Here is a 21781-nt window from a genome sequence, read left to right on the forward strand (position 1 = left end):
AATTAACGCTCGCCGCGCAGCTCACGCAGGCGGGCCTGCACAGCATCATCGGCAACGTAAGATTCATTGCCGGATTGTGGAGCCTCGATAGCCTCGGTCTTATTAGCCTCTACTGCCTTGTCAGAGTTCATCTCGGCACGAATCTGCTCGAGGCGGGAGTGACCAGCCATCTGAATACCCGCCTGCTCTACCTCGCGCATGCGTCCTTCGATGGAATTCTCTGCCAGCTCAGCCTGTCCCAGGGCATTCGCGTAGCGGCGCTCAATCTTGTCACGGACCGCATCAAGGGAAGGAGTTGAACCGCTAGACAGCTCGTTCATGGAGGACAAGGATTCAGATACCTTTTCCTGCATCTTGGCCTGCTCGAGCTGGGACAGCAGCTTGGAGCGCTCATTGACCTTCTGGCGAAGGTTAGCGGCGTTGCGTTCAACCGCCTGCTTAGCAGCGCCGGCCTGCTGCAGAGCCTGGTCGTGAAGCTTCTTGGTGTCTTCTACGGACTGTTCGGCGGTCACCAGCTGTGCCGCAAACGCCTCAGCCGCATTTTCATACTCAACGGCCTTACCCTCGTCACCCTTGGCACGAGCTTGGTCCGCAAGCTCCAAGGCCTGCTTGGTGTTGGCCTGCAGCTTCTCTACATCGCCAAGGCGCCGGTTAAGCTGCATTTCCAGCTGGCGCTGGTTGCCAATAACCGCGGCGGCCTGCTGGGACAGCTCTTGATGCTGACGCTGAGCTTCCTCAATAGCCTGTTCAATCTGGACCTTAGGGTCAGCGTTCTCTTCGATCTTAGAATCGAAGAGCGCCATCAGGTATTTCCATGCTTTGGTAAATGGATTAGCCATTGCTAGATAAGTCTCTTTCTGCTCAACACTGTAGTTAGTCGTTTTACGCCTTTTAATCCTAGTCAAAGTTACTTCGCCATGCCGTAACGCGGGGTTCACCCTCCGCCGTGAATGCAGGAGGTGGCACGTGGGCTAGTGACTAAAGACGACGGGCACCCGCACAGTACGCGGGTGCCCGTTTAAGTTCTAAGTTTTATGCCTCGGCCGCTGCTGGAGTAGTAGATGCCAGCTCCTCATCCACGCTAGGCATAGCCATGTACCCGGCGGCCTCGATGAGCACGTCCGAAACGCTGGCGCCGAGAGCGTGGCATACCGCCGCGAGCATCTCGGAGGAAACTTCCTTGCGGCCGCGCTCTAGCTCGGACAGGTAGCCCGGTGAGACATGCGCGGTGGCGGCGAGCTCACGCAAGGTCACACCCTTATCAGCACGAAAAGCACGTAGGGTAATTCCCAGGGCTTCGCGGAGCAAAGGCTCCATGCGACGCGAACGCGAAGCTGCCGCAGGGGGAGCCGAGACGGGCTTATCCAGAAGTACTGTTGTAGTGTTCATTACTCTTATCAACGGCGCTTGTCCCGATTTTGTTCCCATATTCGCAAAATATTTTTTCTGCGCGCTAGCAGGGCCCACGTTGCGTTTTATCCGTCTGTTGCCTGCGCTTCTTTGATGCTCAGTAGCAGCAGCCCAATAGCGTGGCTTACAGCTTGCTCCCTTATCTCATGCCTCGAGCCCTTGAGTCCCTCTTCCCCGCCGGCGCGTACGGCCCGAATCCCTTCGGGTCCTGCAAGACCGATGAACACAGTGCCAGCCGGATGCCCGTCTTGCGAATCGGGTCCAGCGACTCCGGATAAGGACAGCCCCCACGATGCGTCACAGCGCCTTTGAGCCCCACGCGCCATTTCCCGTACACACTGAGCGGAGACCACGCCATCGTCCTCCACCGTTGCTGTACTTACCCCAGCGAGTGACTCCTTTAGGTCCGTCGCGTAGGTGATGAATCCGCCGCGAAGGACCGCCGAGGCACCAGGAACGTCAGCAATCCGGGCCGCACACAATCCCGCGGTGAGAGACTCGCACACGGCGAGTGTTTCCCGCCGGGCGCTAAGGACGCTGACTAGTTCCCTGCAAAGCTCAAAGGTGCTTTTTTCGGCAATGCGGGCCGATTCATCCACTGTAGCCTCCTCTGTCTTTAGCTAAAGATTACTTTGACTTTAGTTAAAGATCAGTTGTGCTTCTTGGCGTCGAGGAGGTATTGGATGCCTGTAATGACGGTGACGGCAACAGCCAGCAGCATAATGGCCAGTTTGGGAATGTCCATCCAGCCGGGTAGTGGGAGCAGATATAGTGCAACGGCCAGCGTCTGCAAGACCGTCTTTAATTTGCCGCCCTTCGAAGCCGGCACCACTTTTCCGGCCCTGAGCATGAAGAAGCGCCAGATGGTAATGCCGAATTCGCGAACAAGGATGACCACCGTAATCCATACTGGGAGTTCGCCGATGATGTTTAAAGAAACGAATGCGGCGGTCATCAGGGCTTTATCGGCAATCGGATCCGCTATCTTGCCGAAATTGGTAATCAGGCCGCGCGCACGCGCGATATCACCGTCGAGCTTGTCGGTAATCATAAGCGCCGCGAATACCGCGAACGCCCACCACATTTTCTCATCGAGAACCAGCCACACAAATAGCGGGATAAAGAGGATTCTCAAGCTAGTGAGCACGTTGGGAAGATTCCAATTAGAAGGCGCGGTACTAGCCAAGGGTGTGGTGTGGTTCTCCGGTCGATTCACGGTAAACATACTACCTTCTTCGGGAAGCAACCGTGATTTCTTCATTCACCACGAAAGTCAGGGGGACAGCGAACTTAGGTTTTAAATCGACCGCCTGGTTCCACACCCTGTGCTTACAATGGTTAACCATGAAATACTTTGCAATCACTTACCAGTACGATCCGGAATCTGAGGCCATCGCGGAGTACCGTCCAGTGCACCGCGAATTTATTAGCAACCTGAATCAAGAGGGCAAAATCGTGGGTTCCGGGCCTCATCCTGACGCCGAGGGCGGTGCGCTCATAGTCATCAAGCTCGACGATGGTGCCACCATTGAAACCGCCGAGGAACTCATGGATGGCGACCCCTTCCATGCCAAGGGCGCACTACAGGCACGCGCAATTCGCGAGTGGAACCCAGTCATCAACTCGTTCTAGTTTTAGTCTCATCAAGACGCTCAAGGCGGTGTGATAACTACCTCTTAGTAGTCATCACACCGCCTTGAAATTCTTTAGCGCACCCAGCGAAACCCCATCCTTGGAGTGACAAGTGCGCCTCGGCTAGTTAGCCTTGTGGCCCTGTGAGCCGTAACCAGCGCCGCCGGCCTCATTGGCATGGAATTCATCCATGTCAACCTCGCTGGCCAATCCAACATAGTTGCCCTTGCGGTCAACGACAATCTTGTTTCCTTCATCGTCCCAGTCGAAGTGCTGGTCGGATACCCGGATGCCGCCCTGGGCCTCATCCCTCTTATTCTTCCAGATGGACGCGAGGACCGTGATAACCAAGGTGCCCACAATAACGCCCAAGGAAAGCAGGGTAGGAATCTCTGGGACGCTGACATCCTCGCCACCGTTAATGAAGCCCAAGTTGTTTTCGTGCAGGGCATGAAGCAGCAGCTTGACGCCAATGAAGAAGAGAATGAATCCAAGGCCGTATGGCAGATAAACCAGGCGGTCTAGCAGGCCATCAAGCAGGAAGTACATTTGGCGCAGACCCATCAGTGAGAATGCGTTCGTGGTGAACACCAGGTAAGGCTCTGCGGTGATGCCGTAGATGGCCGGGATGGAGTCAAACGCGAACATCACGTCGATAAGGCCAATAGCTACCAGCGCCACAAAAAGCGGGGTCAGGTGGCGGCGGCCCTTGTGCTTGCCCTCGGTCTCGCGGTGGGTCAGTTTATCGCCGTAATAGCGGGACGTAACGGGCACGAACTTGCGCAGGGCCTTGATGACGACCATATCGTTCGGATCGGTCTCCGGTGTGTCATTGGCCTCATCCCAGATGAGCTTGATCGCCGTCCACAGCAGGAAGATCGCGAAGATGTAGAAGATATCCGACCACGCGGCGATTACGGCCGCGCCAAGGAGGATAAACACGAAGCGGCACACCAGGGCGATAACGATGCCGATGAGCAAGACCTTCTGCTGGTACTTGCGCGGAATCTTGAAGGAGCCCATGATGAGCGCGAAGACAAACAGGTTATCAACGCTTAGCGCCTTTTCCGTCACGTAGCCCGTGTAGTACTGCGCCGCGTGCTCATGGTCCCATAGGAACCACACGAACACGCCGAAGATAAGCGCTAGCGCAACGTAGAAGGCGGTCCAGAAACCGGACTCCTTCATGGTTGGCTCGTGCGGGGTACGCACGTGGGAGTAGAAATCAAAAACAAAGAAGCCCAGGATGACGACTATCGTCACAACCCAGATCCAAATAGGAACGCTCATTTACCGCCTCCGGTCGAAAGTACAAGGAAATGACCGGAGGTCTCCCCCACCCGGATATGCCACAAACAGTGGATCTAGGCCGGCGCGACCGGGAAATATTGACCGAGTAATAACGTTTATCCACTCGGCACCATTTGCCGTGTTGACGATCTGCGCCGTAGGAACGGGGTACTCCCCTCCAAGTGCCTACCCACCATACACTACAAAAGCCCCAGACCGAACTTTTGCGTTCGGTCTGGGGCGATGGCCTTGGGGCCGGATCCGTGGTGCCGGGCGCTAGAAGGCCCCCGTGGAAGGGTTGTAGGTGGCCTGCACGGTCTTGGTTTCGCCGCCGCCGGCGGCGTCGGGCTGAGAGGGGGCTCCGGCCTGGCCCGTCGAGCCATCTGTGTCGGACGCGCTCATCTCGGCCTGCACCTCTTTCGGGGCCTCGGCCGGATCAGCGCCCTTGATCATCCAGATGATGGTCTCCAACTCCTCCGGTTTAACAAGAACCTCGCGGGCCTTGGAGCCCTCGGAAGGACCCACCACGCCTCGTGATTCCATGAGATCCATCAGGCGGCCGGCTTTAGCAAAACCAATGCGCAGCTTGCGCTGGAGCATGGAGGTTGAACCCAGCTGGGAGGTCACCACGAGCTCCACCGCCTCTAAGAGGTCATCCATGTCCTTTCCGATTTCCTCATCGATATCCTTCTTGGCGTCGGCGGCCTTATCTTCAGTCACACCCTCGGTGTAGTTAGGCGCACCTTGGTCCTTGGCCGCCTCAACCACGGCCTGGACCTCCTCATCCCCCACGAACGCGCCCTGCATGCGTACCGGCTTTCCGCCCTGCGGGATAAAGAGCGCATCACCCATGCCGATGAGCTTTTCGGCACCCGCCTGGTCCAGGATCACTCGGGAGTCGGTGAGCGAAGACGTGGCGAATGCAAGGCGTGATGGGACGTTAGTCTTGATCAGGCCGGTTACCACGTCCACGGATGGGCGCTGGGTGGCAAGCACTAGGTGAATGCCCGCCGCACGCGCCTTCTGGGTGATGCGCACAATGGAATCCTCGATTTCCTTTGGCGCGGTCATCATCAGGTCAGCGAGCTCGTCCACGACGCAGACGATGAATGGGTACGGACGCATCTCACGCTGAGATCCCGCCGGCGCCTGGATTTCTCCGGAACGGACCTTGGCGTTGAAGTCCTTGATATGGCGCACGCGCGCAGACTTCATATCCATGTAGCGCTGCTCCATCTCCTCGACCAACCACTGCAATGCCGCGGCAGCCTTCTTTGGTTGCGTAATGATTGGCGTGATGAGGTGAGGGATACCCTCATACGGCGTAAGTTCCACCATCTTCGGGTCCACCAGGATAAGGCGCACGTCCTCGGGGGTTGCACGCGTAAGCAGGGACACCAACATAGAGTTCACAAACGCCGACTTACCGGAACCGGTGGCGCCGGCAACGAGCAGGTGCGGCATCTTCTGGACCGAGGCGGAGATGAACTCACCCTCGATGTCTTTGCCCAAGCCGATAAGCATGGGGTCTTTATCCGCCCTGGTGCTTGGCGCGTCGAGCACGTCCCTCAAACGGACCATCTCGCGGTCCGGGTTGGGGACCTCGATGCCCACCGCGGACTTGCCGGGAATCGGGGTCAGAAGGCGCACGTTTTCCGTTGCCACCGCGTAGGCCAAGTTGGACTGAAGGTTGGTAATCTTGGACACCTTCACGCCCGGCCCCAACTCAATTTCATAGCGCGTTACTGTTGGCCCGCGGCTGAAACCGGTGACGTGCGCGTCGACCTTGAACTCCTCGAACACATCCGTAATTGCCTCAATGATCCGGTCATTGACCTCGGTGCGCGCCTTCGTAGGGGCGCCGGCAGTCAACAGCTCGGTGGAGGGCAGATCATAGTCGCTGTTTCTGGACGAGATGGGTCCCTGCTGCGCTGGGGCAGGCTCGGCCTCGGCGCGGGCCTGGCCATCGGCCGGCTTGCCCGAGGACGGATCCACGCCCGAGCGGGCGATGATTGCCTGGCGCATAGCCTCGCGGGAATCCTTGATCACGTCTCCGGTAGCACCAGGGGAACCCGCAGCCGCAGAGGCGCCCGCCTGGGAGGCCGCACCGGTGGTACCAGCCGCCGCTCCGGTTGTGCCCGCGCTGCGGCGGGCCTTAGCAGGTTTATTGGCAGGTCGTGGCGCCGGAATCACCTGGGTGTGTGCCGGATCCTCATCGGGGGCGGAATCATCGACTACCGGGAACTGATCCGTGTCATCGATCTCCCGGGCCAGCGCACGATTGCCCACCGCCGCCTGGCGGTCTTGGGTAGCGGCGCGTTCATCCTCAGCAACCTCATCGTCAATCGGGTACGCCTCGAGCGGCGTGCGCTGGCGACGAGGTTTAGGGGCACGCACAGCGCGTGCGGGTGCCGGGCGCTCACGCTCGCGCCGAGCGCGGCCTTCGGCGATATCATCGATGTCCGAATCTACGTGGTCATAAAGGTCATCACCCTCATCTTCGACCGTCCCATCTGCGGCCTCGGGCCGCAGCGCGTTTGAAATTACCGCTGTCAGGTACTCCCACGCCTCCCGGGTGGTAATACCCGTGACCTTCAGCGCACCGTAAACAATGACCAAAACTAGCAGGGGTACGGCAACGAACCCTGAAAATCCCTTAGCCAGCAGGCCGCCGGTCCACGCGCCCACAGCGCCGCCTGCGGTCATGCGACCGGCCCAGTCCGCAGGATCCCCCGCAAAGACGTGAATCAGGCCGAGCATGGACACGATTATCAGCACCGTGCCTAGCATCACCCGCGGTTTAATACCGCCCTCGGGGCCTGAGATGCCCAGCATGAGAACGAGGGCGAGGGCCACAAGCGCTACCGGCAGGACGAGTGCGCCGGCGCCGATAATTAGGTGTACTACCTGCGCAATTCCGGCACCCACCGGTCCGGCGACGTTGAGCCATACGGAAGCGCCAAGAACGGCCGCTAGCCCAAGGAGGACTAGGCCCACCGTGTCTGGGTTACCTATGGCAATACGCCCCTCGTCCCGTGCTGCCTCTGCTTCGCGGCGGTCCTGTTCTTCCATCTCCTCGGCCAACGGCGAGGGATTGGAACGTTTGCGGGTTGCGCCACCACTCCTCTTGCGAGTCGCACTGGCCTTCTTCTCAGAAATTTCTACCGGCTCCCTTGCATTATCGGTTTCGTCAGCGTGGTCATCTTCCAAGCCATCAAACAGGTCTGTCTCATCGTATAAATCCTCATCTCCCCGAACCGGGCGCAGGCTGCTCAGGCTCTCGCCCACGCCGCGGGTCAGACCGCCCAGCCCCCTGGCCGTGGCGCCGAACGCCGCACCCACACCGCGCCCGACGGCACGAAACGCACTTCCTGTGCGTTCATGCGACGTTTCCGCAGCGCGCTGAGTAGAACGCCGGGAGGATGTAGCCATCAAATCCCGTGATGTGGCCGAGGTGCTGCGCCCCATCGGCCGCGTGTTACGCGTGGTGGTACGTGCTCCACTTGAACGGCCTCCACGGGCCGCGGGCTTCTTCCTGGCACGGCCGTTTCCGCGCGACGGGGCGTTTTTGACAGACATGGCTGTAACTTTAACCGCTTAATTACCTTTAGTCACACATGCAACACGGGTTTACATGTGGATTTCTGCGCCACGTGCGCGGCCAAATCGGCTAATTCGCATTACCCAGAAACAGTGAAGGCCCCTAAACGGATGAAAATCCATTCAGGAGCCTTGACTATCAGGCCGGAGCCTTGAAGCCTATCCGAGAGTGCCTACACGCCGGAGCGCACCGCCTTGTCCGCGGGTCCCTCAATGGTCACGTGGACCTCGTCGCGCCCATAGACCCAAAGCAGCAGCTCCCCGACGCTGCCATGCACGCGCACCACGTCCTGGCCGTCTTCCGCTACGCCGTGTTTATCGGCACACACCACTCGGGACAGACCGCGGGGGAAAAGCACGACGGGACAACCGGACTTGCCCAGCATGCGTGGGGCCATCATCTTGAGCACGCCGTGGAGCTTCTTTTCAATCGCCGCGGAGAAGTCACGTTCATCCGTGCGTCCGTTAGCCCGGCGGACGTCCTCGTGGTGAATAAAGTTTTCCGCCAGGTTAGCCTGGGCCTCGATGAGGCGGATTGGGCTGAATTTGCCCGGTCCACTCCCCCACTCGCGAACCAGCTCCTCATATCCCTTGGTGGCGACTTTATCGGACACCTTATTGAGGTGTCCCTCCAGCGCCGGGATGAACATTCCGGCCGTAGCATCCGGGCGGTTTTCCCTGACCCAGAGGTGTACGGCCATATCCTTGGTAGTCCATCCCTCGCACAGGGTGGGAGCATCCGGGCCCAGTTCCTTAAGCAGAGCGGCAAGGCGTTCGCGTTCAGTTTGTGAAAAAGTCATGCTCCCCAGCATAGCGGCTCGCCACTAAACGTGCCGCCACGCTGAGGAGCATGAAAGGCCTTATAACACGGCCTTAGAGGGACTCGCGGGAGGCCCGAACCTCATCATCATCGATGTAGCTTCCGTCACCGGAGGTTGGAACGATGGTAGGCAGGATAACCGGCTCTCGCTTGTACTTGGAGCTCATCAGCTTGCCCACCTTGCGGCGCAGCTTCTGAACCATGCGGTAGGTGTCATTCTCACCCTCGGCGGCCAGGTCGTTCATAGTGTTTTCGACCAATTCGGCGATCTCTGGGACAACGTTGCGGTCATCCTCGGAGAAACCGGTGGTGGCCACGGTTGGGTGCTCCAGCAATCGGGCGGTCCGGTTATCAATCACGCAGGTGATAGATACCACGCCGCCGGCGCCGAGGTTGGTGCGGTCCGTCAGGGTGTCAGCATCAACATTGCCCATGGACACGCCGTCCACGTACAGGTTACCCACCTGGATCTGACCCACCACGTTCGCGCGGCCCTTTGCGAGATCCACGACCACGCCATTTTGGGCCAGGACCACGCGGTCGCGGTCAACGCCGGTGGAAATAGCCAGTTCCTTGTTGGCCCGCAGGTGGCGCCACTCGCCGTGAACAGGCATGGCATTCTTTGGACGAGCCGCGTTGTACAGGAAGAGCAGCTCGCCACCGTAGCCATGGCCCGAGGAGTGGACCTTAGCCTCCTTGTTGGTGATAACTTCCGCACCGATCTGGGACAGCATGTTCATCACGCCGAATACCGCTTCCTCGTTACCCGGAATCAGTGAGGAAGAGAAGACGATCAGGTCACCGTCGCGCACGGTGATTTGGCGATGCTCGCGCCGCGCCATGCGGGACAGCGCCGCCATCGGCTCACCCTGGGTGCCCGTGGTGATGAGCACCACCTTGTGTGGAGCCATCTTGGAGGCGTCATCGATGGAGACGATGGTGCCGCGAGGCACCTTCAAAAAGCCCATCTTCTCAGCGATCTCCATGTTGCGGATCATGGAGCGGCCGTTGAACGCAACCTTGCGGCCGGCGGCCACCGCGGCGTCAATAGCGGCCTGCACGCGGTAAACGTTGGAGGCGAAGGAAGCGATGATAACCCGCTGCTTGGCCCCTGCGACCAATCGCTTGAATGTAGCCGGAATGTCTCCTTCAGAGGCGGACACGCCCGGAATATTCGCATTGGTGGAATCACACAGCATCAGGTCCACGCCCTCATCGCCATACCGCGACAGGGCTGGAAGATCGGTTGGACGATTATCCAGTGGGGTCTGGTCTAGCTTGATGTCACCGGTGTGGACGACAGAGCCCGCCGGGGTGTTCAGCATGATGCCAAGCGCGTCCGGGACGGAGTGGTTTACGGCCCAGAAGCGGCAACGGAAAGGACCGTACTTCACATCGGACTTCTCGTTGACCTCGATGAACTTAGGGCGCTGACGGTGCTCCTTACACTTTGCCGCGATTAGAGCGATGGTGAAGCGGGATGCCACGATGGGGATGTCCGGGCGCAGCTTAAGCAGCCATGGGATAGCGCCGATGTGATCCTCGTGGGCGTGGGTAACCACCAGCGCCTCTACCTTGTCAATCTTGTTTTCGATCGGGCCGAAATCCGGGAGGATGAGGTCAACGCCAGGTTCGCCGGAAGACGGGAACAGAACACCACAGTCGATTATCAGCAGCTTGCCGTCATACTCGAAGACCGTCATGTTGCGGCCGATCTCCGAAATGCCGCCCAGCGCGTAAATGCGCAGGGAATCCTTGGCCTGCTTCGGTGGTTCCGGAAGGCGCTTGGTCAGATCCGCGCCCTGCATGGACTTCGGAACGTTGCGGCGGCCGCGGTTATTACCGTTGTTGCGGTTACCGCGGTTGTTGCCGCCGCCCTTTCCGTTCTGGCCGTTGCTCCCGTTGTTGTTGTTGCCGCCGCCGTTATTGTTGCGGCCGCCGCGGGAGCCGCGGGATCGATTGGAACGACGGTTTCCATTGCCAGATTTCTTGTCATTCTGGCCCGAGTTCTCATTGTTGTCATTGTTGGCGGCAGTTTTGCTGTTGCCGCCTTGACCGTTACCACCGGACGCAGAGGCGTCTGCGGTTGGAGCCTGGAAAACAGGCGAAGCCGCCTCGTTAGAGGCGGTATCGGTGGTCTCTGCCGGAGGGCCCGCCTTGCGGGTCACCTTCCGGGAGCGGTTACGGGTTTCAGTCATTCTTTAAGGACTCCAGCCTTTTCCATATCAATTCGGAGCGCGTCCATCTCATGTTCCTCAATTGGCACAATCGGCAGACGCGGCTTACCCACCTCAAACCCCTGCATCGCCAGTGCGGCCTTAGCCATAGTTGCACCGCCCAGGCGGGCCTGAGCATGGGTCAGCGGGGTGAGAACGTTAACGTTGATGTCCCTTGCACGCGCAAGGTCACCTTCTTCAAAAGAAGCATATAGATCAGCAAGGGCACGCGGAGCCGCATGGCCAACCACGGAGATGAAACCAGAAGCACCCAGGGATAGCCAGGGCAAGTTCAATGGATCATCACCGGAGTACCACGCCAAACCGGTTTCTTGCATGAGTAAAGCACCCTCGCCAAGGTTCCCCTTAGCGTCCTTGACAGCCTGGATAGTGGGCAGCTCGGCCAAACGGCGAAGGGTATCCGAGGTGATTGGAATACCCGAGCGGCCCGGAATGTCATAGACACAGATGGGAAGATCCGTAGCGTTGGCAATGGCCTCAAAGTGCGCATACACGCCAGCCTGGGATGGCTTTGAATAGTAAGGGGTCACCACGAGCAACGAATCAGCACCCGCTTCGGCGGACTGACGCGCCAACTCAACGGAGGCGGCGGTGTTGTTGGTGCCGGCACCAGCGCAAATCTTTGCGCGGTCCCCCACTTCAGCTTTGACGGCCTTGAGCAATTCCAGCTTTTCAGCAACAGTCGTGGTAGGTGATTCGCCCGTGGTACCTGCCAGGACGAGGTTATCAATACCGTTATCGACGAGGTGAACGGCCAGGCGCACACCGGTCTCAACGTCCAGCTCGCCATCGTGGTCAAACGGGGTAACCATGGCGACGCCAACGCGACCGAATGTCTCGACGCCTGTCTTAGCTGTCATACCTGTGCTCATGGGTCACAAGGTTACCCCGTTAGCCCCACTCAATGCACACTTATTGGTGCGTGGCGCGATTCATATGGGGCTCTTTTACCCCATCACGGTCTGCCAGTGGCATCGCGGCGCCACGCTCTACGGCCTTCCTCCGGGTTCGAAGGGTGCTGGGTTAGCTTTAGGCATAGGGGGAGGATGCCATCTCAGTGCCGTCGGCGAGGGTGGTGATGTGAAAATCGTCGAAAAGCACCGGTGCCTGAGCCCGCAGTAATTTAAGCGCCTCGATTGCGACGGTTCGGATTTCGCCGTCGGCGTGCTCGGACGCGCGAGACGCGATGAAGCCGCGCCACGCGCGGTAATTTCCGGTCACTACTATGCGTGACTCCGTGGCGTTCGGCAGGATTGAGCGCGCGGCCTGACGCGCCTGCTTGAGGCGCAGCAGCGCATTGGGCTCGCCAGCCAGCTGCTCCTCTAGGCCTTGGAGCAACGAATCATAGACAAAGCGCGTCTCATCCACCGCCTCCGTCATCAGGCGGCTCAAAGATTCATCCGCAGCGATGGCCTTGGGCATTACCATTTCCGGTTCTTCGGAATGCACGAAGCGTTGGGACAGCTCGGAAAAGGAAAAATGGCGATGGCGGACCAATTCATGGGTGGCCGAACGGGAGATACCGCGAATGTACAGCGTGGCCGTGGCATGCTCTAGCAACGCGTCATGCCCCACCTCCAAGATGTGGTGTAGATAAGCCTCATTCGAGGCGGTGCGCGGGTTGGGCTTGTGGAATGACTCATAACACGCCCTGCCGGCAAACTCGACCAGCGCCTGGGAATCAGGCGTGCCCGGATCCACCTGCCATTCCACGCCACGCGGCGGGGTAAATGCCGTGGCCGCGATGAGCTGGACGTCTAAATCTTTAGCGATTGCCATGTAAGTTGAACACCTCTGCTGTGGCGTATTTGTGGAAGTGCTGGAGACCGATTGCGGGAAATGTTTACAGCCCCATGTAGCTATCGAGGCCCACGACCAGCCCTGGGTGATTGGCGATCTGGCGAACGCCCACTAGGACTCCAGGTACGAAGGAGGTGCGGTCATATGAGTCCTGGCGGATGGTCAGTGACTGACCTTGCGCACCGAAGATGACCTCTTCATGCGCGACCATCCCGCGGGTACGCACCGCGTGGACAGGGACGCCATCCACGTTCGCCCCGCGCGCACCGTGCAGGGACTGCTCGGTGGCGTCCGGCATGTCCCCTAGGCCGGCCTCACTGCGCGCCGCGGCGATAGCCTGCGCGGTATGGATCGCGGTGCCCGATGGCGCGTCCAATTTGGTTGGGTGATGGTACTCAACGACCTCCGCAGTCTCGAAGTACCTCGCCGCCTGACGGGCCAGCACCATTGTCAGCACCGCGGAGATTGCGAAGTTAGGGGCGATGAGCACGTTTCCCGCACCCTCGGCCTTGGTCCACTCCTCAACCTGGGCCAGGCGCTCTTCGTCAAATCCGGTGGTGCCCACCACGCAGTGGATGCCCTTGGAGATGCAGTACTCAAGGTTGCCCATCACCACTCCGGGCTGGGTGAAATCCACTACAACCTCAGCCCCATTCATGGTCAGGAGATCCAGTGAGTCGCCGCGACCAACGGTGGCTACGAGTTCCAGATCTTCGGCGGCATTTACCCCCTCAACCACGGCCTGGCCTACCCGGCCTTTTGCACCCAGAACGCCTACCTTAATGGTCATGAAAGAACCCTTCCCTTCTAAATATGTGGGTACACAGCTGTCAACTATCTCCACCCAGTCTAACCACGTCCTAGAGCAAGGCGAACAGCAGCATCGGTAGTGTCACGATAGACAGCACCGTTTGCACGCCGGTGATGTTGGCCATCAGGCGCGCATTTCCGCCCATAATGGTCGCCAGGACGTAGGCAGACGGCGCGGTGGGTATGGCGGTGATCGTGACAACCGCGGCCAAGGCGGCGCCTTCCAAGCCAAGCGCTGCCCCCATCGCGGCCGTAGCAAGCGGGAGGAGCAGCAGCTTGATTATCGAGGCCGCGCTAATATGCACTATCTCCTTGCTAGTCACGGCGAACTTCAGCGCCGCGCCGGAGACCAACGTTCCTATCACCATGGCCGGCTCAGCAAATAGGGCAATAGGCTCTGCTACCACGCGCGGTAGGTCGAAAGGCGCCACATTAAGCGCAATCCCCGCCAAGGAGGCCAGGAGGAATGGATTTTTAGCCAAGCTAGCCACGACGGATGGCCTGCCGGCCCGCCCTCCTTGTGGGCTGGCCCCATAAATGCTCAGGCCGGTGACGGAAATCAGGTTAACCGTAGGTACCACCACCGCACAGGCAAGCGCGAACGCGGCCACCCCCTGGGACCCGCCGATAGCCTGGGAGATAATCAATCCCATGTAGGTGTTCATCCGGATACCACCCTGAATAAGGGAAGTGAGATCCGGCCCCGTGGCGCGCAGGGGACGCTTGAGCGCCGCAATAACCAAAGCGGTAAGGCTCAAAGGTACAACGAGCGTTATCAGCATGGAGCCGAAGGGCACCACCGTCAGATCCGCGGATGAGATGGAGCTAATGAAAAGCGCCGGGGTGAAGACAAAGTAGCTCAGTCTCTCAAGACCGTGCCACAGCCCCCTATTTGGCAAAAATCGCGTATTTAGAATGAATCCAGCGGCAAGGAGCGCCACCACGGGAATGATGGCGCCTGCCACTAGATCCACAAAGCTCATGGGTATAACTGTGCGCTACCGGATGACGGGCAGTCAACCCGTTGATGCCTTGGGTAGTCACATCCTCTAGGAACCGCGGCGGACCGGCCGCACCGGCGCTATGAAGTAGTAGGGGCTAAGAAGCCGGCGCAACCGCGGCGCGCTGGCGGGCGATGGCTAAAACGGCATCGCAGCAGCGCGAGTTAATCAACTCAGGGTCATCCCCACGCTCCACGGCGGTAAACCCCGCCACCACCACGCTGTTAACCATTTCTCCCGTAAAGAGAGCAGTTTCAGGGTCAAAGTGGCGTAGAACCGCGGTGATTTCCCGCATGAGCGTCACATATAATTCGGTTATCCTCTCCGGAAGCTTCCCGGTAAGCCCTTCTGCGAGTTCCATAAGCCAGACGTTCCTGCCATCGGCGGCGATGAGCAAGTTGGTCCTCACGTAGGCCTCGAGCGCAACTTCCGGATCCTCGGCCTCGCGCACGGCGCGAAGGATGGTCCCAAACATTTCAGGCACGTGGCGTTCCATCACCATGCCGCGCAGCTGATCGAGCGATTTCACGTAGCGGTAGAGGGAATTGCGGGCCAGCCCTACACGATCCGCCACGGCTCCAACCGTCAGCGCCTCGGCGCCGCCTACCTGCACAATTTCCTCCGCGGCGTCAACGATGGCGCGCATCGTTTTCTCGCGGTTTGCTTCTCGGCGGCTCATAACAATCATTAAATCACCAATAATTTATTTTTCCCACGCAATCCCCCATATGGAGTGATAGGTTTTCCTATCACTAAACCGTTACGCACCCTCCCAGCAAACCCAACCGCCAAGCGCGCACACAACACGCTCCCCCGCCTTGCATCCCGCCAGGCTTCGGCGGCGGCACCCAAACGGGCCAGCGCATGCTCGCGGACCGAGCCATCCTTATAGCTTAGAGCGCCCTTTCCGCTGGACCGCGGCTGCAGTTAAGGATTCATTCGCTAACTCTGGAGGCGCCTACGCATTTGCCATAGATCCACCGCACGCACATACCTTGCGGCTCGTGGGCCATGAGAAAAAGGGCGCTGCCTTAGCGAACACAGTCAGTAAGGCAGCGCCCTCATGCACCTGGATTAGGCGGCACGGTGATGCGAGGTTTAATCCTCTTCTACAGGAACCAAGGAGATCTTGCCGCGGTTATCAATATCCGCGATCTCAACCTGAACCTTGTCACCAACGTTGACCACATCTTCAACCTTCTCGATGCGCTCATCGCCACCGAGCTTGGAGATGTGGATCAGGCCGTCCTTGCCTGGGGTCAGGGAAACGAATGCGCCGAAGGCGACCGTCTTGACGACGGTACCCAGGAAGCGCTCGCCAACCTTTGGCAGCTGCGGATTAGCAATAGAGTTGATCTTCTCCAGCGCAGCGTCGGCAGCCTCACCGGTGGCAGCGGAGACGTAGACGGTGCCATCATCCTCGATGGAAACGTCAGCGCCGGTTTCCTCGGTGATGGAATTGATGGTCTTGCCCTTAGGACCAATCAGCTCGCCGATCTTGTTCATCGGAATCTTCACGGAGGTGATCTTTGGTGCCAAGGAATTCATCTCATCCGGACCGTCAATCACTTCAGCCATGGTGTCAAGGATGGTCTGGCGTGCATCGCGGGCCTGCTCAAGGGCTTCGGCCAGGACCTTGGATGGGATGCCATCCAGCTTGGTGTCCAGCTGCAGCGCAGTGATGAACTGGGAGGTACCAGCGACCTTGAAGTCCATGTCGCCGAATGCATCCTCAGCGCCGAGGATGTCAGTCAGGGCGACGAACTTTTCCTTGCCATCAACCTCGCCTGAGACCAAGCCCATCGCGATACCCGCGACTGGAGCCTTCAGCGGAACGCCAGCGTTGTACAGGGACAAGGTGGAAGCACACACGGAGCCCATGGAGGTAGAGCCGTTAGACCCCAGCGCCTCGGAAACCTGACGGATTGCATAGGGGAATTCCTCACGGGACGGGATCACCGGAATCAACGCGCGCTCCGCCAGCGCACCATGGCCAATCTCGCGGCGCTTGGGCGAACCGACGCGTCCGGTCTCACCGGTGGAGTATGGAGGGAAGTTGTAGTGATGCATGTAGCGCTTGTGATCCACTGGCCCCAGGGAATCAATCTGCTGCTCCATCTTGAGCATGTCCAGGGTGGTTACGCCCATGATCTGGGTCTCGCCGCGCTCGAACAGGGAAGAACCGTGCGCGCGTGGGATGAGTTCAACCTCGACGCCCAGATCACGAATATCGGTGACGCCACGGCCGTCGATGCGGAAGCCCTCGGTGAGGATCTTCTGGCGCACGATCTTCTTCATGACCGCGTTGTAAGCGTTGCGAATCTGCTTGGAAGCGTCCTCGGCGTCAAAGGTTTCTAGAAGCTCTTCCTCGACATCTTCCATGTATTCATTGGTTGCGTCGTCACGGTCCTGCTTGCCCGGAATGGTCAGCAGCTCAGACAGCTTCTTGGAGGCCTTCTTCTCAACCGCATCGAACACCTCGTCGGTGTACGGAGGGAACAGCGGGAACTCCTGGGTCTCCTTGGCGGCCCGCTCAGCCAGGCCAGCCTGCGCTTCGCACAGGGTCTTGATGAACGGCTTGGCAGCCTCAAGCCCCTCGGCAACGGTAGACTCCTGAGGCGCTGGTGCGCCATTCGCTACGCGCTCAGCAACGGTCTTACCTGCGCCGGCTTCGACCATCATGATCGCTACGTCTTCAACGGTCTTCTTGCCCTGCTTACGCTCGACAATGCGTCCGGCCACAACCATTTCAAACAGGGCGCGCTCATGCTGCTCGGCGTTAGGGAACGCAACCCATTGGCCCTTCGGGTGCTTGTCATCGGCGATCAGGGCAACGCGAACGCCGCCTACCGGCCCGGAAACTGGAAGACCGGACAGCTGGGTGGAAGCAGAAGCGCCGTTGATGGCGACTACGTCGTAGTATTCCTCTGGGTCCATGGACAAAACGGTGACTACTACCTGGACCTCATTGCGCAGGCCCTTAACAAAGGTAGGGCGCAGCGGGCGGTCAATCAGGCGGCAAGCCAGGATAGCCTCCGTGGACGGGCGGCCTTCGCGGCGGAAGAAGGAACCCGGAATCTTGCCCGCCGCATACATGCGCTCTTCCACATCCACGGTCAGCGGGAAGAAATCAAAGCCTTCGCGCGGCTGGTTGGACGCGGTGGTGGTTGACAACAGCATGGTGTCATCATCGAGATAAGTGGTAACGGAGCCGCCCGCCTGGCGGGCCAGCTGGCCGGTCTCGAAGCGGATGGTGCGGGTACCAAAATCGCCATTATCCAAGGTAGCGATTGCTTCAGTGATGCCGAATTCCTCATCGACAACGAATTCAACAGCGTTCTTAGCGCTCATAAAAGTATGAATCTCCTATTCATGTTCGGCGATCGTCGGTGCCGCCGAGTGTCAAGTGTGTTGACGAAAAAATTGCAACGAGAATGAATCCTACCAGCACCGTTGCCTTTTCGCTCACCGTGTGGCGCGAAACTCCCTCACCGTGGCTCCCCCACGCAGCCCCACAGGCCAGCCCGCTTCCCCACTGACATCACAACAACCCCGCCCCGCACGAGCTTTGCGCACGCACCAGTGCTCCATGCGCCATAGACCACATGCCTTGCGGTTTCTCATCGCTACCTTTCCCCAGCGCGCGGTTACCGCCCAGGGCGGCGCGTGGTTATATGGCCTAGCCTTTGACCCCACCAACAGCGAAACGCCACCCCCGCTGGCTATCAGCAGAGATGGCGTTCGTAACTCGAAAAGCGCTAAAGCCTCAGTATTAGCGACGCAGGCCCAGGCGGGAAATCAGGTCGCGGTAGCGGTCAACGTTGTTGGCCGCGAGGTACTTCAGCAGGCCACGGCGGCGACCTACGAGCAACAGCAGGCCACGACGGGAGTGGTGGTCATGCTTGTGGTACTTCAGGTGCTCAGTCAGAGTGTTGATGCGGGAGGTCAGCAGTGCAACCTGCGCCTCTGGGGAACCGGTATCGGTCTCGTGAAGGCCGTACTCCTTAAGGATTTCAGCCTTCTTCTCAGTGCTCAATGCCATGGATTTACTCCTCATATTTCAGTCCACACAAAATTTTTAAACATCTTTCCACGCGCGACGATCGCGGTGTAAAAGTGTTGCCGCAACTACTGTGGACCGCAGTCGCTAAGCCAAGCGGACATTCTACGGCATGGCCCGCTGCTTAATCAAGGCATTGGCCCCGCCCCAGCCCCGGGGGTCAGGCCAACGCCGTGGCCATCCTCTCCATCAGGCGGGCCACGAACCGCTCCGCATCCACCCCCACTGCGACTCTGGAGCGCCGCGAGGGCCCCATCTGAGTCTCATCGCCAATGGTGCGCCCGCGCGTAGGCCCCTCCACGTCGACCTTCATCGCGTGAGGCAGCCAGGTGATAATCGAATCGTCTTCGGCCGCGGCTACGGCCAGGGGATCGTGCAGACCACATCCGCCAAGGTACGGAGCCGTTACGGCATAGGCATCGATGTAATAATCAAGCATGTCAGCATAGGTGCGGCCCGCAGCCGTACCCAGGCCACGCCACGTGGCCGTATGCTCCGTGGTTAGCAGTGTCTGAAGCGTGACGTCCAGGCCCACCATCGAAATATCACGGCTTTGCCGCAGCATGTAATCGCTGGCCGGGGGATCCTGGTGCACGTTGGCCTCGGACCAGGGGGTGACATTGCCCGGCACGGTAAGGGCCCCGCCCATGAACACAATGCGGGCATTGTGGGCGAAATCCTCGGACTGCTTCATAGCCTGGGCCACCGTGGTTGACGGCCCCGTGGACACAATCACTAAGTCATCGCCATGGCTCGCCACGGCGCCTATCAGAAAGTCCACCGCCGAGCCTGCTTGCACCCCGCGGCTGCTGCGGGCAACGTCTACGTTGCCAATGCCATTGCCGCCATGGATGAAACGGGAAATCTCAAGAACCTCAAAGCCCTGCCTATCACTGGCATGCCCTGGCCCCGCATAGACCGGGATATCGGGCCGGGCAAGCAAGTCAAGCAGGGACAAGGTATTGGCCACGCCCTGTTCAACGGTGACGTTACCGTAGGTGCCCGTTACCGCCAGTAGTTCAAGGTCCGGGGACCCCAAGGCATAGGCAAGGGCCAGCGCATCATCAATACCAGTATCTAGATCCAGGATGATTTTGCGAGCCATGGCTACACCTCCTCCGGTTTAATTGTCACCTTTAAGCAAGAAAAACTTCGATGCCGGCCATCCATGGTCTTTGGCATCTTGCGCCAAGACATCGCGGGCATGGGCTACATCCCGAGCCATGGCTTCGAGAAGCTCACCTATGGAGCTGAATTTGACCATATCGCGCAAGTGATCCACGAACAACACCGTTGCCTCATGGCCGTAAAGATCGGCCTGCCGGTCAAGCACGAAGGATTCGACCGAGCGCTGTTCGTCGCCGAAAGTGGGATTGGTGCCAACGGATATGGCCGCGGCATAGGCCATACCCGGGCGCATATTGCCGTCAATCGGCACTGACTGGTCATGCACTATGAACCACCCGGCGTAGACGCCATCGGCCGGAATTGCGTAATGGTCCTGAAAGTATTGGTTAGCGGTTGGGAACCCCAGCTCCTTGCCGCCACGGCCCGCGCCGCGGACTACGGGGCCGGTGATGGAGAAATGCCGGCCCAGCGCCCAGTTCGCGGTGCGGATATCCCCGGCGTTGAGCCGGTCGCGGATGAGGGTTGAACAAATCTTTACCCCGTCATCATGCAGCAGCTCAACCACATCCACGGCAAACCCATGCGCGAGGCCTAACTCTTTCATCTTTGCGGCCGTTCCGGCGCGGCCTGCGCCGAAGGTGAAGTTCTCCCCCACCACGACGCGTTCGGCGTGAAGGGTGTCCACCAGCAATGACTGCGCATAATCCTCCGGGCTCAGGCCGGAGAGTTCTTTGGTGAAATCGATGACCAGAACGCCCTCAATTCCCAGTTTTTCGGCCTCGATGATGCGCTTTTCGGTGGACGCTACGGCTAATGGCGCACGTTCGGGCAGGAATACGGAGACCGGGTGCGGATCAAAGGTCACCATCACGGGCGTTGCACCAGTCTCCTTGGCCGCCTTGACGGCCGCGGTAATGAGTTCCTGATGCCCCCTGTGCACACCGTCGAAGACCCCAATGGTGGCCACGGTGGGTCCAAGGTCGCGTGGGAAGTTATCCATTCCGTACCAGATATTCACCCCACCAACTTTAGAGCATTTGCTCCGTCACCTAGACTCCATGGCATGACTGATCCCCTGAAGAACTCCGGCTTGGTGGTCGTGGACAAGCCCGCGGGCATGACCTCCCATGACGTTGTAGGCCGCCTGCGCAGGATCTTTGGCACCCGCAAGGTGGGCCACGCAGGCACATTGGACCCGATGGCCACCGGTGTATTGGTTGCGGGAATCGAACGCGGCACCAAGTTCCTGGCCCACATGGTGGCCTCCACCAAGGCCTATGACGCGACTATCCGGCTGGGGGCCGCTACGACTACCGACGACGCCGAGGGCGAGTTTCTCACCCATTCCTCCCCCGAGGCGCTATCCCTCATCACCGAAGCCGCAATTTCCGACGCCGTATCGGCGCTAACCGGCGAGATCATGCAGAAGCCCGCCGCCGTGTCCGCCATCAAGATTGGTGGAAAACGCGCCCACCAATTGGTCCGCGAGGGCGAAGAGGTGGACATTCCGGCGCGCCCGGTGACCATCATGCGGTTCGATGTGCAGAGCATTCGCCGCGTCGAAGACGGTGGCAACCCGTACATCGATATTGAGGCCTCCGTGGCTTGTTCCTCCGGAACCTACATCCGGTCCCTGGCCCGGGACATGGGCAACGCCTTGGGCGTGGGAGGCCATCTCATCTCTCTCCGCCGCACTGAGGTGGGCCCCTTCACTTTGGCTGACGCCCGGGGCTTGGACGAGCTTGCTGATTCCCCGGTCCTTTCCCTCAGCCTGGATGAGGCGCTCGCCCGTTCCTATCCGGTGCTGAAAATCACGGAGGACGAAGCCGCAGCCCTCGCTATGGGTAAGTGGCTCGAGCCCCGTGGTCTCAAGGGCGTCCACGCCGCGGTTGCTCCTAACGGCCAGGCCATTGCGCTTGTCAAGGAGTCCGGGAAGCGCCTTTCTACGGTATTCGTGGCCCGCCCGTCCACGCTGTAGCACTGCGGATTCCCC

19 protein-coding genes are annotated in these 21781 nt (G+C 59.5%); 2 read left to right on the top strand and 17 right to left on the bottom strand.

Annotation, left to right across the window (positions count from 1 at the left end; genetic code table 11):
* Nucleotides 1–2: 2 nt before the first annotated feature.
* The 4 genes from CENDO_RS06795 to pgsA all read right to left on the bottom strand — a co-directional run bounded on the left by CENDO_RS06795 (nt 3) and on the right by pgsA (nt 2635).
* Nucleotides 3–839: a PspA/IM30 family protein gene (locus CENDO_RS06795; protein ID WP_136141361.1), complete on the bottom strand. Its 837-nt coding sequence runs from the start codon at nt 837–839 to the stop codon at nt 3–5.
* Between the two features lie 193 nt (nt 840–1032).
* Entirely contained in the window at nt 1033–1389 is a 357-nt protein-coding gene (locus CENDO_RS06800) for a helix-turn-helix domain-containing protein (protein ID WP_136141362.1), read from the bottom strand.
* A gap of 86 nt (nt 1390–1475) precedes the next feature.
* On the bottom strand, nt 1476–2009 hold the full coding sequence (locus CENDO_RS06805) for a CinA family protein (RefSeq protein ID WP_425456157.1): 534 nt from the start codon (nt 2007–2009) through the stop codon (nt 1476–1478).
* A 50-nt stretch (nt 2010–2059) separates the two neighbouring features.
* Entirely contained in the window at nt 2060–2635 is a 576-nt protein-coding gene (pgsA, locus tag CENDO_RS06810; RefSeq protein WP_136141363.1) for a CDP-diacylglycerol--glycerol-3-phosphate 3-phosphatidyltransferase, read from the bottom strand.
* Between the two features lie 119 nt (nt 2636–2754).
* Between pgsA and CENDO_RS06815 the strand changes: the two genes are divergently transcribed.
* The gene (locus tag CENDO_RS06815) at nt 2755–3042 is read left to right on the top strand and encodes a YciI family protein (RefSeq protein ID WP_136141364.1); all 288 of its coding nucleotides are present in this window, start codon (nt 2755–2757) and stop codon (nt 3040–3042) included.
* 123 nt (nt 3043–3165) lie between these two features.
* Here CENDO_RS06815 and CENDO_RS06820 read toward each other — a convergent pair whose 3' ends face one another.
* From CENDO_RS06820 to CENDO_RS06880, 13 genes are all read right to left on the bottom strand, one after another.
* Nucleotides 3166–4332, bottom strand: coding sequence for a TerC family protein (locus tag CENDO_RS06820; RefSeq protein WP_136141365.1), 1167 nt, complete (start codon nt 4330–4332; stop codon nt 3166–3168).
* A gap of 276 nt (nt 4333–4608) precedes the next feature.
* A complete protein-coding gene (locus CENDO_RS06825) occupies nt 4609–7764 on the bottom strand; it encodes a DNA translocase FtsK 4TM domain-containing protein (RefSeq protein WP_246014199.1) in 3156 nt (1051 codons plus the stop codon).
* 341 nt (nt 7765–8105) lie between these two features.
* Nucleotides 8106–8732, bottom strand: coding sequence for a TIGR03085 family metal-binding protein (locus CENDO_RS06830; protein ID WP_246014200.1), 627 nt, complete (start codon nt 8730–8732; stop codon nt 8106–8108).
* Between the two features lie 73 nt (nt 8733–8805).
* Nucleotides 8806–10950, bottom strand: a complete 2145-nt coding sequence (locus tag CENDO_RS06835; protein WP_168707181.1) for a ribonuclease J — start codon at nt 10948–10950, stop codon at nt 8806–8808.
* Complete coding sequence (dapA, locus tag CENDO_RS06840; protein WP_168707182.1) at nt 10947–11861, bottom strand: 4-hydroxy-tetrahydrodipicolinate synthase; 915 nt, start codon at nt 11859–11861, stop codon at nt 10947–10949. The genes CENDO_RS06835 and dapA overlap by 4 nt, the downstream gene beginning before the upstream one ends.
* Before the next feature lie 157 nt (nt 11862–12018).
* Complete coding sequence (gene thyX / locus CENDO_RS06845; protein WP_136141368.1) at nt 12019–12768, bottom strand: FAD-dependent thymidylate synthase; 750 nt, start codon at nt 12766–12768, stop codon at nt 12019–12021.
* 64 nt (nt 12769–12832) lie between these two features.
* Nucleotides 12833–13579: a 4-hydroxy-tetrahydrodipicolinate reductase gene (gene dapB, locus CENDO_RS06850; protein WP_136141369.1), complete on the bottom strand. Its 747-nt coding sequence runs from the start codon at nt 13577–13579 to the stop codon at nt 12833–12835.
* 70 nt (nt 13580–13649) lie between these two features.
* A complete protein-coding gene (locus tag CENDO_RS06855) occupies nt 13650–14582 on the bottom strand; it encodes an AEC family transporter (protein ID WP_246014201.1) in 933 nt (310 codons plus the stop codon).
* Nucleotides 14583–14697: 115 nt separating this feature from the next.
* A complete protein-coding gene (locus tag CENDO_RS06860) occupies nt 14698–15279 on the bottom strand; it encodes a TetR/AcrR family transcriptional regulator (RefSeq protein ID WP_168707183.1) in 582 nt (193 codons plus the stop codon).
* A 419-nt stretch (nt 15280–15698) separates the two neighbouring features.
* Nucleotides 15699–17951, bottom strand: coding sequence for a polyribonucleotide nucleotidyltransferase (locus CENDO_RS06865; RefSeq protein ID WP_136141371.1), 2253 nt, complete (start codon nt 17949–17951; stop codon nt 15699–15701).
* 421 nt (nt 17952–18372) lie between these two features.
* Nucleotides 18373–18642 carry a 30S ribosomal protein S15 gene (gene rpsO, locus CENDO_RS06870; protein WP_136141372.1) on the bottom strand — a complete coding sequence of 90 codons (270 nt, stop codon included), beginning with the start codon at nt 18640–18642 and terminating at the stop codon, nt 18373–18375.
* Between the two features lie 178 nt (nt 18643–18820).
* Nucleotides 18821–19765, bottom strand: coding sequence for a nucleoside hydrolase (locus CENDO_RS06875; RefSeq protein ID WP_136141373.1), 945 nt, complete (start codon nt 19763–19765; stop codon nt 18821–18823).
* A gap of 18 nt (nt 19766–19783) precedes the next feature.
* Nucleotides 19784–20806 carry a bifunctional riboflavin kinase/FAD synthetase gene (locus tag CENDO_RS06880; RefSeq protein WP_246014202.1) on the bottom strand — a complete coding sequence of 341 codons (1023 nt, stop codon included), beginning with the start codon at nt 20804–20806 and terminating at the stop codon, nt 19784–19786.
* Between the two features lie 45 nt (nt 20807–20851).
* Between CENDO_RS06880 and truB the strand changes: the two genes are divergently transcribed.
* On the top strand, nt 20852–21766 hold the full coding sequence (truB, locus tag CENDO_RS06885) for a tRNA pseudouridine(55) synthase TruB (RefSeq protein WP_136141374.1): 915 nt from the start codon (nt 20852–20854) through the stop codon (nt 21764–21766).
* The last annotated feature ends 15 nt before the right edge of the window (nt 21767–21781 follow it).

Source organism: Corynebacterium endometrii (assembly GCF_004795735.1).
In the GTDB taxonomy this organism is placed as follows: Bacteria; Actinomycetota; Actinomycetes; order Mycobacteriales; family Mycobacteriaceae; genus Corynebacterium; species Corynebacterium endometrii.

Bases quoted from the DNA above. Each gene is read 5' to 3' on its own strand.
- CENDO_RS06795 (WP_136141361.1), bottom strand. From the start codon at position 839: ATGGCTAATCCATTTACCAAAGCATGGAAATACCTGATGGCGCTCTTC.
- CENDO_RS06800 (WP_136141362.1), bottom strand. From the start codon at position 1,389: ATGAACACTACAACAGTACTTCTGGATAAGCCCGTCTCGGCTCCCCCT.
- pgsA (WP_136141363.1), bottom strand. From the start codon at position 2,635: ATGTTTACCGTGAATCGACCGGAGAACCACACCACACCCTTGGCTAGT.
- CENDO_RS06815 (WP_136141364.1), top strand. From the start codon at position 2,755: ATGAAATACTTTGCAATCACTTACCAGTACGATCCGGAATCTGAGGCC.
- CENDO_RS06820 (WP_136141365.1), bottom strand. From the start codon at position 4,332: ATGAGCGTTCCTATTTGGATCTGGGTTGTGACGATAGTCGTCATCCTG.
- CENDO_RS06825 (WP_246014199.1), bottom strand. From the start codon at position 7,764: ATGGCTACATCCTCCCGGCGTTCTACTCAGCGCGCTGCGGAAACGTCG.
- CENDO_RS06830 (WP_246014200.1), bottom strand. From the start codon at position 8,732: ATGACTTTTTCACAAACTGAACGCGAACGCCTTGCCGCTCTGCTTAAG.
- CENDO_RS06835 (WP_168707181.1), bottom strand. From the start codon at position 10,950: ATGACTGAAACCCGTAACCGCTCCCGGAAGGTGACCCGCAAGGCGGGC.
- dapA (WP_168707182.1), bottom strand. From the start codon at position 11,861: ATGAGCACAGGTATGACAGCTAAGACAGGCGTCGAGACATTCGGTCGC.
- thyX (WP_136141368.1), bottom strand. From the start codon at position 12,768: ATGGCAATCGCTAAAGATTTAGACGTCCAGCTCATCGCGGCCACGGCA.
- dapB (WP_136141369.1), bottom strand. From the start codon at position 13,579: ATGACCATTAAGGTAGGCGTTCTGGGTGCAAAAGGCCGGGTAGGCCAG.
- CENDO_RS06855 (WP_246014201.1), bottom strand. From the start codon at position 14,582: ATGAGCTTTGTGGATCTAGTGGCAGGCGCCATCATTCCCGTGGTGGCG.
- CENDO_RS06860 (WP_168707183.1), bottom strand. From the start codon at position 15,279: ATGAGCCGCCGAGAAGCAAACCGCGAGAAAACGATGCGCGCCATCGTT.
- CENDO_RS06865 (WP_136141371.1), bottom strand. From the start codon at position 17,951: ATGAGCGCTAAGAACGCTGTTGAATTCGTTGTCGATGAGGAATTCGGC.
- rpsO (WP_136141372.1), bottom strand. From the start codon at position 18,642: ATGGCATTGAGCACTGAGAAGAAGGCTGAAATCCTTAAGGAGTACGGC.
- CENDO_RS06875 (WP_136141373.1), bottom strand. From the start codon at position 19,765: ATGGCTCGCAAAATCATCCTGGATCTAGATACTGGTATTGATGATGCG.
- truB (WP_136141374.1), top strand. From the start codon at position 20,852: ATGACTGATCCCCTGAAGAACTCCGGCTTGGTGGTCGTGGACAAGCCC.